Here is a 12,881-nt window from a genome sequence, read left to right as displayed (position 1 = left end):
CCGTGATGACTGGACAGGTGTATTACGACGACATCGGCGTCGGCGAGCCGATTCCCACGCTGACCGTCACCCCCGACGAGACTCAGCTGTTCTTCTTCAGCGCCGCCACCTACAACGGCCACCGCATCCACTACGACAAACAGTGGGCCCGGGACGTGGAGGGCTACGACGACGTGCTGGTGCACGGTCCGCTTCAGGCGGCACTGCTGGCCCGCGCGCTCGGCGACTGGATCGGCGGGCGCGGTCGTCTGGTCTGCTTCTCGGTGCAAAACCGCGCCACCGCGTTGCCCGGCCAGTCGCTGACGTTCGGCGCGGTGGTCACCGGCAAGCGCCTGACGGACGGCGCCGGGCTGGTGGATCTCGAAATCAGCGGCCGCCGCGACGACACGGTCCTGATGCCCGGAACCGCGACGGTCGAACTGCCGTTGCGCGGAACGCCGTCGTGACCGGACTGCGGGGCGAGGCGGCGATCGTCGGCATCGCGGAGTTGCCGGCGCTGCGTCGTCCGGCGGGACCGCCGCTGTTCACCCTCGACCAGTACGCGCTGCTGGCGAAGATGGCGGTCGAGGATGCCGGCGTCGATCCGGTGCATATCAACGGTCTGCTGACCCACGGCGTGGCGGAATCGACGATGTTCGCCCCGGCGACGCTGTGCGAATACCTGGGCCTGGCCCTGGATTTCGGCGAACGTGTCGATCTGGGCGGGGCGACGTCCGCCGGGATGGTCTGGCGGGCCGCCGCCGCGATCGAATTGGGCATCTGCGACGCCGTGCTGGCCGTGGTGCCCGGGTCCGCATCGGTGCCCCAATCCGAAAAACGCCCGGTACCGGCGCCGAATTGGTTTGGGGCATCGTCGAATAACTATGGGTCGCCGCAGGCCGAGTTCGAAATCCCGTACGGCAACCTGGGCCAGAACGCACCCTACGCGCAGATCGCGCAGCGCTACGCCGCGGAATTCGGCTATGACCCCGCCGCGGTCGCCAAGATCGCGGTAGACCAGCGCACCAACGCCTGTGCGCATCCCGGCGCGGTTTTCCACGGCACCCCGATCACCGTCGACGACGTCCTCGCCAGCCCGATGATCGCCGATCCGATCCACCTGCTTGAAACGGTGATGCGCGTGCACGGGGGAGTGGGCGTGCTGCTTGCCAATGCCGACATCGCCCGCCGCGGCCGGCACCGCCCGGTGTGGATCAAGGGGTTTGGCGAGCACATCGCATTCAAGACGCCGACCTACGCCGAGGACTTGCTGCACACCCCGATCGCGCGGGCCGCCGGTAAGGCATTTGCGATGTGCGGGCTGGACCCCTCCGATGTCGACATCGCCTCGATCTACGACTGCTACACGATTACGGTGCTGATGAGCCTGGAGGATGCCGGCTTCTGCGCCAAGGGCGAGGGCATATCCTGGGTCGCCGGGCGCGACTTGACCTACCGCGGAGACTTTCCGCTCAACACCGCCGGCGGTCAGCTGTCGTTCGGTCAGGCCGGCATGGCCGGCGGCATGCATCACGTCGTCGACGGGGCGCGCCAGGTCATGGGACGAGCCGGGCAGGCGCAGGTGCCGGACTGTCACACCGCGTTCGTGACCGGCAACGGCGGCATCATGAGCGAGCAGGTCGCGCTGATCATGCGGGGGGACTGAGGCCTTGAGTACCGAACCCCGTCCAATTCCCGAGCCCACCCCGGTGTCGAAGCCCTTCTGGGATGGCTTGGCCCAGCATCGAATCGTGGTCCAGTACTCGCCCTCGCTGCACCGCTACGTGTTCTATCCGCGCACGCTCGCCCCCGGAACTCTGGCCGATGATCTGGAGTGGCGTGAAATCGATGGTGCGGGAACGCTGTACACCTTCACGGTTGCCCGCAGACCCACCGCCCCGCCCTGGGCGGATGCCGTGCCGCAATTGCTCGCCGTGGTGCAATGGGATGCCGGGCCGCGGATCAGCACCGAATTGATCGACATCGACCCCAGCGACATCCGGATCGGTATGCGGGTGGAGCCGGTGTTCTACGATCTGCCCGAGGCCGGTATCACCCTGTTGCGATATCGGCCCGCGTGACCTCAACGGTGAGGTGCCAGGTGCAGATGGACGACGTCGTGCAGGTGATGCTCGACCAGTTGAACGCGGGGTTCCCGTGCGTCGAGACCATGACCGGTGCGAAGGCACGCGCCGCGGTGGCCGCCCGCCGGATGCCGGTCGACAACATCGATGACGTCGAGAGCACCACCGACCGCGCAATACCCGGCCCCGGGGGTGCCATCGGCGTACGCATCTACTGCCCGCGCGGCGTGCCCGCCGCGGACCGTGCCGGGATCGTGTTCTATCACGGGGGCGGATTCGTCTTCTGCGACATCGAATCCCACGATGGGTTCTGCCGGGCCCTGGCCCGCGGCAGTCAGGCCGTTGTGGTGTCCGTCGACTACCGTCTGGCTCCCGAGCATCGCGCGCCCGCGGCGGTGCACGACGCCTTTGCGGGATTCTGCTGGGTGATCGAGCACGCCGCCGAACTCGGCATCGATCCCGCGCGCACTGCCGTCGCCGGTGACAGCGCCGGCGGGAATCTCGCCGCGGTCACCGCGATCCTGTGCCGTGACCAGCGAGTCACGCCACCTGCCGCGCAGGTGCTGATCTACCCGGTGATCGATCCGAGCTTCGACACCGACAGTTACCACCGCTATGCCACGGGATACTTCAACACCCGGGCGGCGATGCAGTGGTACTGGCATCAATACGTCGGTGCCGAAGGGGTCGTGGACCCGCCCGACCTGGTGGCCCCGGCACGCGCGGACTCGCATGCGGGCCTGGCACCCGCGGTGATCGTCACCGCGGGGCTGGATCCCCTGCACAGCGAGGGGTGCGACTACGCTCGCCGGCTGCGCGATGCGGGAGTACCGATCGTGCACCGCGACTTTCCCGGACTGTTCCACGGCTTCATGACCATCCCATCCTTCGGGCCCGCGACCTCGGCGCAGGACCTGGTCTTCGCCGATCTGCGCCGGCTCTTGCACCCGGCACACCGAGGCGGCTCGATATGACCGAGGTGAGCGACGTCATCGTGATCGGCGCCGGGTTCGCCGGGCTCTATGCCGTGCACCGGCTGGCGACGTCGGGCCTGTCGGTGATCGGCGTCGAAGCGGCCCCCGACGTGGGGGGCACCTGGTACTGGAATCGCTATCCCGGAGCGCGATGCGACGTCGAAAGTGTGGACTATTCCTACTCTTTCGACGACGACCTGCAGAGAAGCTGGCAGTGGAGCGAGCGCTTCGCCGCGCAGCCCGAGATCCTGGCCTACCTGCGGCACGTCGCCGACCGCTTCGAGCTGCGTCGCCATTATCGATTCGGTGTCGACGTGGTCGGAGCCGCCTTCGATCGAGATCGTTGGCACGTCCAGACCGCCACCGGACATACCTATGCGGCACAATTTCTGTTGTGCGCAACCGGCTGTCTATCGGCGGTGAATCGGCCCAATATCGCTGGAGTTGACGACTTTTCGGGCGAGGTGTATTTCACGGCCGCGTGGCCGCGCGAGGATCCCGATCTGCGCGACAAGCGGGTCGGCCTGATCGGCACGGGATCATCCGGAATCCAGGTGGCGCCGATCATCGCCGACCAAGCCCGCCACCTCGTCGTGTTTCAGCGATCGGCGAACTACACCATTCCGATGTCGAACCGGCCGTGGTCAATCGAGGAACAACGAGAGATCCAGGAGCAGTATCCCGAGCGCCGGCGGGCCTCGGCGTATGCATCGGCCGGCACACCGCACGGCACCTACCCCAAGAACGCCGTCGATACCGAACCCGGGGAACAAGCCGAGGCGTTGTGGAAGCGCTGGCGCGAAGGTGGCGTTCTGTTCGCCAAGACCTTCCCCGACCAGACCAGTGACCCGGCCGCCAACGACGTCGCCCGGCGCTTCGCCGAGGAGCGGATCCGCGACATCGTCACCGATCCCGTCGTCGCAACCGATCTCATCCCGCTCGACCATCCGATCGGAACCAAACGGATCTGTACGGACAGCGGGTACTACGCCATTTTCAATCGCGACAACGTGCAGCTGGTGAACCTGCGCCGCGAGCCCATCCGCGAGATCACGCCGCATGGGGCGCGCACCAGCGCGGCGATCTATCCGCTCGATGTGCTGATCTTCGCCACCGGCTTCGACGCCATGACGGGGGCGTTGACTCGAATCAACCCGTCCGGACCCGGGGGCGAGCGACTGCGGGACATCTGGCATGACGGACCGTTGACCTTTCTCGGCCTGATGGTGCCCGGGCTGCCGAATCTGTTCACGATCAGCGGGCCGGGGAGTCCGTCGGTGCTGGCGAACATGGTGCTGCACGCCGAGGTTCAGGTCGACTGGGTCATCGACCTGATTCGCGCCGCGCGGCAACAGGGGGTCAGCGAGATCGAGCCGCGCCTGGACGCGGCCCGGGCGTGGACCGACCAGGTGGCCGAGGCCGCCGAGCGGACGCTGTTTCCCAAGGCCGCGTCGTCGTGGTACCTGGGCTCCAACATCGAAGGCAAGAAGCGCACCTTCATGCCGTACATCGGCGGATTCGGTACCTACCGGCGCCACTGCGACGATGTGGCCCAACACAATTACGCCGGGTTGGTGTTGACGACGAGATCAAAGGGGAAGTGAGACCGTGCCGGAGACGGTTCAGCAGCTGTTGCGGCTGCGCAGGCATGACGACACCCCTGCGATCGCGCACGGCGACGCGACGTGGACGTGGCGCGAGCACCTTGCCGAGGCCGAGGCCGAGGCGGCGGCGGTGATTACCCTCGCCGACCCGGATCGCCCGTTGCATGTCGGTGCCGCACTGGGTAATTCGCCGGCGATGTTGCGCGCGATGGCCGCCGCCGCGTTGGGCGGCTACGTCTTGTGCGGGCTCAACACCACCCGCCGCGGGGCTGCGCTGCTTTCCGATATCCAGCGCTCCGACTGCCAGCTTCTGCTGATCGACGACGAGCACCTGCCCTTGTTGGAAGGCCTGGATCTCAAGGGAATTCAGGTTCTGGATGTGGGGTCGGTGCGCTACGCCGACGCGGTGGCCGCGGCACCACCCTTGACCGCCCACCGCGAGGTCACCGCCGCCGACACGTTCATGATGATCTTCACCTCCGGAACCAGCGGCAACCCCAAGGCCGTGCGGTTCGCACACGGCATGGCGATCATGTGTGGCGCCAGCCTGGTCTTTCAGTACCACGTCACCGCGGCCGATGTCTGCTATCTGGCGATGCCGCTGTTCCACTCCAACGGCGTCGCCGCCGGCTGGGCCGTCGCCATCGGCAGCGGGGCGCTGATGGTCCCGGCCAAGTTCTCGCCGTCGCGGTTCATCGAGGACGTCCGTCGCTACGGCGTGACCTACCTGAATTACGTCGGCAAGCCGCTTGCTCTGATCCTTTCCACTCCCGAGCTTCCCGACGACGCCGAAACGACACTGCGGATGGCGTTCGGCAACGAGGCAACCGATCGCGATATCACGGAATTCGCAAGGCGTTTCGGTTGCCGGGTGGTGGACAGCTTCGGATCCAGCGAGTTCGCGGTGATCGTGGTGCGCGAGGACGGCACCCCGCCCGGCTCGATCGGCAAGCCGTATCCCGGCGTCAGCATCTACAACCCCGCAACTTTGACGGAGTGCGCCGTCGCCCAGTTCGACGAACACGGCGCGCTGATCAACTTCGACGACGCCGTCGGCGAGCTGGTTAACACCACAGGAGCGGGGCCGTTCGCCGGCTACTACAACGATCCGGACGCCACCGCCGAGCGGATGCGACACGGCATGTACTGGGCGGGCGACTTGGCCTATCGCGATGCCGACGGCTTCATCTACCTCGCCGGCCGTACCGCCGACTGGATGCGGGTGGACGGCGAGAACCTCGCGGCGGCGCCGATCGAGCGGATCCTGGAACGACTGCCGCAGGTCAGCCAGGTCGCGGTCTATGCGGTACCGGACGAGCGGGTCGGCGACCAGGTGATGGCGGCGCTGGTGCTTCGGCGCGGGATGGATTTGCGGCCAACCGATCTCGAGGAGTTCCTGGCCGGCCAGAGCGATCTCTCCCCGAAGGCCTGGCCACGCTACGTCCGCATCAACGACGACCTCCCGGCGACCGCCACCAACAAGATCCTCAAGCGCGAACTGATCGCCGCCGGCATCGACGCCGAGGGTGGAGTGCTGCTGACCCGGGAACCGCGCGGCACAACATTTGCGATTGCGCCACAACAGGTTTCAGAAGTTGCACCGTCCTAGCTCACTCCGCGGAGCTGGGCGCCTCGCCGAATCGGGCCAGGACCAGCGTGCCGCCCACGGCCACAACGAATCCCAGGATGACCACCCACCCCCAACCGGGCCGCGCGGTATCACCCAGCCACAGCACGCCGACCAGTGCGGGCGCGATGGTTTCACCGACGACCATCGCGGCCACCGTGGTGGTGACCGATCCGCGTTGTAGGGCGGAGGTGAACAACAGGAACCCCGCGGCGCCGCCTGCGGCCGCGGCGTACAGCGCCGGGTTGGTGTAGAACGCGGCCTTGGTCGGGTCGATCTCGTCGACCAGGCGCACTCCGATTTCGACGACGCCGAATCCGCTTCCGGCGCCGAGGCCCAGGACGAGTGCACGTTCGCGGTCGGGCAACCGGCCGGCGACGGTGCCGACCAGGAAGATGGCGGCGACGACGACGATCAACGCCCAGCCGAGTCCGGCTGGGCCATGCCGGAAGTGGCCCGGACCGGCGGCACAAGCGAGCGCGAAGAGGCTCACACACACCACACCCACGGCGGTCCACTCGGCCTTGGACAGCCGTGCCGAGAGCACCCACACCGACACGATGCCGGTGACCGCGATCGAGGCGGCCAGCGCTGCGGCGACGACGTAAATCGGCACCAGGCGAAGCGCCGCGACCTGCAACAGGAAGCCGACGCCGTCCAGGCCGATGCCCGCGATGTAGCGCCACTGCCGCAGGGCACGCAGCAGCAGCTTCGCGTCGACACCGGATTTGCCGCCGGATTCCACCGACCGCGCGGCGACAGCCTGCAGTACCGAGGCGGTGCCGTAACACACCGAACAGCCCAGAGCGAGGAGGAACCCGATCAGCATTGACCGACAGTAGCCGAGCGAGGGTTCTCGGGCAGGGCCGCGCAGGCGCAGGGCGACAATGGCGCAGTGGGGCATTCAGCGGCGCGAGGGGATGGCGATGACAGGCATTGAGGGCAAGGTCGTGGCCGTCACCGGGGCGAGTAGCGGGATCGGCGAGGCGACCGCGCGCCTGCTAGCCGGCCGCGGCGCACGCGTGGTCCTGGGTGCGCGTCGCGTCGAACGTCTTGACGAGATCGCAGGCGAGATAGGCGATCACGGGGGACAGGCCGTCAGCTGCCGGGTCGACGTCGCCCGTCGGGAGGATCTCGAGCGGCTCGTCGGTACCGCCGTCGACCGGTTCGGTCGCCTCGACGTGTTGGTGAGCAACGCCGGCATCAGCAAGATCGGGCCGATCTCCGAACTGGACGTCGACGGCTGGGCGGCGATGATCGACGTCAACCTTCGCGGGGTGCTGCACGGGTTCGCCGCGGCACTCCCGATGTTTCGCCGGCAGGGCCGCGGGCACTTCGTGACGACAGTCTCGACGGCCGGGCTGAAGATCGTGCCGACCATGGCGGTGTACGCGGCGACCAAGAACGCGGTGCGCACGGTGATGGAGGGTCTGCGCCAAGAGTCGACCGACGGCATGGTCCGTACGACATCGATATCGCCGGGCTTCGTTGACACTGAACTCGACACGTCGATCGACGACGTCGCGTTGCGCGAGCAGATCCGGCGCACGATGAGCGACGTCGGTATTCCACCGGACGCGGTCGCACGCGCCATCGCGTTCGCCGTCGAGCAGCCCGACGAAGTGGAGGTCGGGGACATCACCATCCGGCCCACGGTCCAGGGCTAGCGGCCCGCGGGCCGGCAGAGTGGCGCGAGGTAGTGCAACACCAGGGCCGTGACCACGCCATAGCCCAGATGTGGAACCAGGTCGCTGATCCAGTCGGCCGCACTCCAGGTGAGCGGATTGGTAACCCCGAGAACGGTCATCGGTCCGTTCGTGCCGACCAGAGCGATGGCCGACGCGACGAGGGTGGCGACCAGTAGTCCGGGCCGCCAGCCCAACGCATACGCCAGCCCCAGAATGACGCCCATGCCGATCCCCGCGGCATACCCGGTGAGCGCTGCGAGCCCCGCGATTCGGTTGGCGAGCACGTCGCCGCTGCCGGGAACGGTGAGGCCCAACAACCTCGCCATGGCTTCGACGGTCCGCTCGGGGGTGCTACTCGTCGGACGGCCTCGCACCGCGATGTCGAGGTAGGTGATGACATTCAGTGTGGTGGTGCCCGCCGCACCGGCGGCCGCGCCGCACAGCAGGCCCGGGCCCAGCTGTCTGCCTCGCAGCGCCGACCACACCCCGGCAATGATAGGCGCGACGTGGGCGCATTACGGCTCTACACATTGCGCCGCGGAAAAACTAGAATTCGACACGTGCTTAGACGCACGGGTAGGACGCTAGCCGCGGCATGCGGCGCGGCCGTGCTCTCGATGGGGCTTGGCGGTGTCGGCGTGACGACAGCGCCGTCCGTCAGCGCGGACCCCACCCCAACACCCGGGCCCTGCTGCTGGGCGAGTGACGCGTCGCAACCGATGGGCCTGAGGATCCAACCCGAAGGCGGCGGCGCCAGCTGCATCGTCGGCCTGAACTGTGGGCGCATCAACCCGAACCGGCCTCCACCGGTAACCAACCCTCCGCGTCTTCCGCAGTAACAGGGCACCCGCGCCTACAATGGTCGTCGTGGGAAATCACAAGGGCAAGGCGGTAGCCGCATTATGCGGCGGTGCGGCAGTACTTGCGGTGGCGTTCGGCGGTATTGGTTCGGCTGACGAGTCGCCCGCCACCTCTGCCGTTCCGTCGTCCAGCGTGGTTCCCGCGCCTGCCGGAGATGGTGGGGGCGCCCTGCGGGTCAAACCCGCCGGTGGCGGTGGCGGCTGCATCAGCGGCCTCAATTGTGGGCCCATCAATCCCGACCGGCCGCCGCCCCCGAAGCGCCCGCCGCGTCTTGTGCATGGTCCGGGAGATCCGCTTCCACTGCCGCGCAATCCCTAGCCGGCCAACCCGCCATCCACAGCCCGCATAGGTTTCCTATCATTTGGTCATGAGCGCCGGTGAGCTGAATACCGAGGGCTCGCCGGCATTCACCGACGACGACCCGGCCCGGTTCCGCGCGGCCGGATGGTGGTCCGATTCGACACTGTCGGACGCGGTGCGGCGCAACGCCGAACGATCACCAGAGCGCTTCGCCTATTCCGACGAACCCGGCACGTCGTTGACATGGCGCGAATTCAATTCTGCGGCAGATCATTTGGCGGGTCAGCTGGCCGGTACCGGCGTTGCGCGCGGTGACCGAATTGCGGTGTGGCACGGGGACTCCGGCGCGATACACGTGCTGTTCGTCGCGATCGAGCGTTGTGGTGGCGTCGTCGTCGGCATCGGTGCGCGCGCCGGTACCCGGGAGGTCGGCGCACTGCTGCGCAACGCGGCACCGAAGATCCTGATCAGTGACCCCAAGCACGGCGATGACGCGGCCCGGGCCACCGCAGAATCATCGGTATCGCTAATGATCCTGGCGGAGGAGGCCGGAGCGCCGCGCCTGAACAGTGGAGCGCGCCCGAAGGCGGTCGCCGCCGAATCTCAACTCGGCCCCGACGATGTCTTCCTGATCAACTCCACGTCGGGGACCACCGGCCTGCCCAAGTGCGTCGTGCATACACAGAATCGGTGGCATTACTTTCACCAGAAGGCCGTCGCCAACGGGCAGTTGACGTCCGACGACGTGTTCCTGCCGGTCATCCCGATGCCGTTCGGCTTCGGAATATGGACCAGCCACACCACCCCGATCTACCTCGGTGCCACCGCGGTGATTCTGCAGCGCTTTTCGGCGCGCGCTGCGTGTGAGGCGATAGCCCGGCACAAAGTATCCGTATTATGTTGTGTGAGTTCGCAATTGACGATGCTGATGGCTGACCGCGCGTCCAGGGAGTACGACCTGAGCTCGCTGCGTGTCGTTTTCACCGGCGGTGAGGCGATTCCGTACCGGCCGGCGGTCGAATTCGAAGAGCTCACCGGCGCGAAGATCCTGCAGTTCTACGGCTCGAACGAAACAGGTCTGCTCAGTGCGACAACCGTGGACGATCCGCTGGATCGTCGCCTGCGCACCGGCGGACGGATCGTTCCCGAAATGGCGGTTCGGCTCTTCGACGGGGATCAAGACGTCACCGCGACGGGACGGGGTCAGCCGGCGTGCCGAGGCCCCGCGACCAGCCTCGGTTATCTCGGGGGTACCGACCACGACAAGCTGTTCACTCGCGACGGCTGGATGCTGATGGGCGATATCTGCGAGCTCGACGCTGAGGGCTATCTGACCATCACCGGCCGGACGTCCGACTTCGTCCTGCGGGCCGGCAAGAACATCAGCGCATCACAGGTCGAGGACGCCGTGATGACTCACCCCGCGATTGCGCTGGCCGCGGCGGTGGCGATGCCGGATCCGGTCTTCGGCGAAAGGGTCTGTCTCTACGCCGAACTCGCCGACGCCGCGACCCTCGACCTGCCCGCACTCGTCGACCACCTGCTGGCGCTGGGGGTATCCAAGGAATTGCTGCCCGAACACCTCGTCGTCGTCGACGCAATACCCCGGTCGTCCGGCGGGAAGATCGCCAAAGGCGAACTCCGCCAGGATATTCGAGCAAGGATGGAGGCCGAACATGAACACGCCTAGTCCACGACGAGGTGGCCTGCAGGTGTGGGCGCCGTCGGTGGTGCCCCCGATCGGTGTCGAGTTGTCCAACGAGCAGGCGCTCGCCGTTGCCTTCCGGCATCTGGCCGGCATCGGGTTCGCCGAGAACATGGCCGGACACATCACCTGGCAGCTAGACGGGCAATCCGACATGTTGGTCAATCCGTGGGGACTGTGGTGGCAGGAACTCACCGCGTCCGATATCTGCTTGGTAGACAGCGAAGCTCGAGTGGTCAGCGGTCGGTGGGACGTCACCCCGGCCATCCACATTCATACCGAGCTGCACCGGGTGCGCGAGGACGCCCGGGTGGTCATTCACAATCACCCGTACTACGTCTGCGTGCTCGCGGCGTTGGGCAGGCTGCCCGAGCTGGTGCACCAGACCGGCGCGTTGTTCCTGGACGACCTGTGCCTGGTCGGCGAATACGACGGTGAGATCGACAGCCCCGACCGGGCAGCCGACCTCGCGGCGCGCATCGGCCGTGCCAACCTCACGATTCTGGCCAACCACGGCGTCATAGCGACGGGCCGGAACCTGCCCGAGGCGGTATACCGGGCGGCGTCGATCGAGCGGGTCTGCAAGCTGGCCTACGACGTCATGCTCACCGGCAAGGAGCCGGTCGCGATGAACTGGTCCGACATGGCGGGCATGCAGCGGTCCCTGATCGAGCGCGCCGCTGACGTGTATTGGGCTGGCGCGGCGCGGATGACGATCAAAGCGGATCCCGATGTACTCAGCTGAGCTCGGCAAATATCACCGCCGGCCGACGCGGAAGGAGATTGCGCCATGAAATCAATTGACGAGCTAGCCTCTGATCTGAGTTTCACGACCGCCAAGACCGGCGACGAGCGGTCGGTCACGTTTCTGCCGGATCCGCCGCGTTCACCACGCCGCTACACGGTGATCTCGGTCGACGACCACATCGTGGAACCCCCGGACACCTTCACCGGCCGGCTGCCCCGAAAATTCGCCGACCGTGCGCCGCGGGTCGTCGACACCGCCAGCGGCGGACAAACCTGGGTTTACGACAATCAGGAACTGCCCAACGTCGGGTTCAACGCCGTGGTCGGGCGCCCGGTGGCCGAGTACGGTTTCGAGCCGGTTCGATTCGACGAAATGCGCAGGGGCGCATGGGATATCCATGAGCGCGTCAAGGACATGGACCTCAACGGCATCTACGCGTCGCTGAATTTTCCGTCATTCCTGCCCGGCTTTGCCGGCCAGCGGTTGCAGCAGGTGACCAAGGATCGCGATCTGGCGCTGGCCGCGGTGCGGGCCTGGAACGACTGGCACTTCGAGGTGTGGGCCGGGTCGTATCCCGAGCGGATCATTCCCTGCCAGCTGCCCTGGCTGCTGGACCCCGAGCTGGGCGCCACGATGATCCGCGAGAACGCCGCGCGCGGCTTTCACGCGGTGACGTTCAGTGAGAACCCCGCCATGCTCGGGTTGCCGAGTATCCATTCGGGACACTGGGATCCAATCATGGCCGCATGCGCCGAGACCGAAACCGTGGTGAATCTGCATATCGGATCGTCGGGTTCCTCGCCGTCGACCACCGAGGACGCTCCGCCGGACGTACAGGGTGTGCTGTTCTTCGCCTACGCCATCTCGGCGGCCGTGGACTGGCTGTACTCCGGATTGCCGAGCAGGTTCCCGGATCTCAAGATCTGCCTGTCCGAAGGCGGAATCGGCTGGGTGGCAGGCCTGCTCGATCGCCTCGATCACATGCTCAGCTACCACGCGATGTATGGCACGTGGCAGTCGCTGGGGGAGAAGCTTACTCCCGCAGAGGTTTTCACCCGCAACTTCTGGTTCTGTGCGGTGGAGGACAAGTCCTCGTTCGTACAGCGCGACCGAATCGGTGTGGACAACATCATGCTCGAAGCCGATTACCCGCACTGCGACTCCACCTGGCCGCACACGCAACAGACGATCCACGAGGAGATCAGTGATCTGCCCCCGGACGCGATTCGCAAGTTCACCTGGGAGAACGCGTCGCGCTTGTACCAGCATCCGGTGCCGACAGCCGTCCAGCAGGATCCCGAAGCGTTCTGA

Annotated in this window: 13 protein-coding genes; 11 read left to right on the top strand and 2 right to left on the bottom strand. The window is 66.8% G+C overall.

Features of this window, described 5'->3' with window-relative positions; all coding sequences use genetic code 11:
- The first annotated feature begins 5 nt into the window (after positions 1–5).
- The 6 genes from AC5Y5O_RS11825 to fadD1 are packed head-to-tail and all read left to right on the top strand — an operon-like array spanning position 6 to position 6,250.
- The gene (locus AC5Y5O_RS11825) at positions 6–446 is read left to right on the top strand and encodes a hotdog family protein (protein ID WP_096287582.1); all 441 of its coding nucleotides are present in this window, start codon (positions 6–8) and stop codon (positions 444–446) included.
- A complete protein-coding gene (locus AC5Y5O_RS11820; protein ID WP_096287584.1) occupies positions 443–1,645 on the top strand; it encodes a thiolase family protein in 1,203 nt (400 codons plus the stop codon). The genes AC5Y5O_RS11825 and AC5Y5O_RS11820 overlap by 4 nt, the downstream gene beginning before the upstream one ends.
- 4 nt (positions 1,646–1,649) lie before the next feature.
- On the top strand, positions 1,650–2,060 hold the full coding sequence (locus AC5Y5O_RS11815; protein ID WP_096287586.1) for a Zn-ribbon domain-containing OB-fold protein: 411 nt from the start codon (positions 1,650–1,652) through the stop codon (positions 2,058–2,060).
- 20 nt (positions 2,061–2,080) lie between these two features.
- Positions 2,081–3,037, top strand: a complete 957-nt coding sequence (locus AC5Y5O_RS11810) for an alpha/beta hydrolase (RefSeq protein WP_096287588.1) — start codon at positions 2,081–2,083, stop codon at positions 3,035–3,037.
- Positions 3,034–4,641: a flavin-containing monooxygenase gene (locus AC5Y5O_RS11805; protein ID WP_096287590.1), complete on the top strand. Its 1,608-nt coding sequence runs from the start codon at positions 3,034–3,036 to the stop codon at positions 4,639–4,641. Before AC5Y5O_RS11810 ends, AC5Y5O_RS11805 begins: the two co-directional genes overlap by 4 nt.
- 4 nt (positions 4,642–4,645) lie before the next feature.
- A complete protein-coding gene (gene fadD1, locus AC5Y5O_RS11800) occupies positions 4,646–6,250 on the top strand; it encodes a fatty-acid--CoA ligase FadD1 (protein WP_096287592.1) in 1,605 nt (534 codons plus the stop codon).
- A gap of 1 nt (position 6,251) precedes the next feature.
- On the opposite strand, the gene AC5Y5O_RS11795 is transcribed toward fadD1, so the two are convergent.
- Entirely contained in the window at positions 6,252–7,097 is an 846-nt protein-coding gene (locus tag AC5Y5O_RS11795) for a DMT family transporter (RefSeq protein ID WP_096287594.1), read from the bottom strand.
- A 97-nt stretch (positions 7,098–7,194) separates the two neighbouring features.
- On the opposite strand from AC5Y5O_RS11795, the gene AC5Y5O_RS11790 reads away from it, so the two are divergent.
- Positions 7,195–7,935 carry an SDR family oxidoreductase gene (locus AC5Y5O_RS11790; protein ID WP_096291122.1) on the top strand — a complete coding sequence of 247 codons (741 nt, stop codon included), beginning with the start codon at positions 7,195–7,197 and terminating at the stop codon, positions 7,933–7,935.
- Here the strand turns inward: AC5Y5O_RS11790 and AC5Y5O_RS11785 are convergent.
- Entirely contained in the window at positions 7,932–8,441 is a 510-nt protein-coding gene (locus tag AC5Y5O_RS11785) for a hypothetical protein (protein WP_243394021.1), read from the bottom strand. The two genes, AC5Y5O_RS11790 and AC5Y5O_RS11785, sit on opposite strands and share 4 nt — an antisense overlap.
- A 382-nt stretch (positions 8,442–8,823) precedes the next feature.
- On the opposite strand from AC5Y5O_RS11785, the gene AC5Y5O_RS11780 reads away from it, so the two are divergent.
- The 4 genes from AC5Y5O_RS11780 to AC5Y5O_RS11765 are packed head-to-tail and all read left to right on the top strand — an operon-like array spanning position 8,824 to position 12,881.
- A complete protein-coding gene (locus tag AC5Y5O_RS11780) occupies positions 8,824–9,135 on the top strand; it encodes a hypothetical protein (RefSeq protein WP_133160858.1) in 312 nt (103 codons plus the stop codon).
- A gap of 49 nt (positions 9,136–9,184) precedes the next feature.
- Positions 9,185–10,807: a class I adenylate-forming enzyme family protein gene (locus AC5Y5O_RS11775; protein WP_096287596.1), complete on the top strand. Its 1,623-nt coding sequence runs from the start codon at positions 9,185–9,187 to the stop codon at positions 10,805–10,807.
- Positions 10,794–11,567, top strand: coding sequence for a class II aldolase/adducin family protein (locus tag AC5Y5O_RS11770; RefSeq protein WP_096287598.1), 774 nt, complete (start codon positions 10,794–10,796; stop codon positions 11,565–11,567). The genes AC5Y5O_RS11775 and AC5Y5O_RS11770 overlap by 14 nt, the downstream gene beginning before the upstream one ends.
- A 45-nt stretch (positions 11,568–11,612) precedes the next feature.
- Entirely contained in the window at positions 11,613–12,881 is a 1,269-nt protein-coding gene (locus AC5Y5O_RS11765) for an amidohydrolase family protein (protein WP_096287600.1), read from the top strand.

It is taken from the genome of Mycobacterium sp. NGS40 (assembly GCF_059812735.1).
The sequence above is the reverse complement of the archived record's forward strand: the minus strand, read 5'-3'. Positions and strand labels throughout refer to the sequence as shown.

Bases quoted from the DNA above. Each gene is read 5' to 3' on its own strand.
- AC5Y5O_RS11795 (WP_096287594.1), bottom strand. From the start codon at position 7,097: ATGCTGATCGGGTTCCTCCTCGCTCTGGGCTGTTCGGTGTGTTACGGC.
- AC5Y5O_RS11775 (WP_096287596.1), top strand. From the start codon at position 9,185: ATGAGCGCCGGTGAGCTGAATACCGAGGGCTCGCCGGCATTCACCGAC.
- AC5Y5O_RS11825 (WP_096287582.1), top strand. From the start codon at position 6: ATGACTGGACAGGTGTATTACGACGACATCGGCGTCGGCGAGCCGATT.
- AC5Y5O_RS11805 (WP_096287590.1), top strand. From the start codon at position 3,034: ATGACCGAGGTGAGCGACGTCATCGTGATCGGCGCCGGGTTCGCCGGG.
- AC5Y5O_RS11765 (WP_096287600.1), top strand. From the start codon at position 11,613: ATGAAATCAATTGACGAGCTAGCCTCTGATCTGAGTTTCACGACCGCC.
- AC5Y5O_RS11790 (WP_096291122.1), top strand. From the start codon at position 7,195: ATGACAGGCATTGAGGGCAAGGTCGTGGCCGTCACCGGGGCGAGTAGC.
- AC5Y5O_RS11770 (WP_096287598.1), top strand. From the start codon at position 10,794: ATGAACACGCCTAGTCCACGACGAGGTGGCCTGCAGGTGTGGGCGCCG.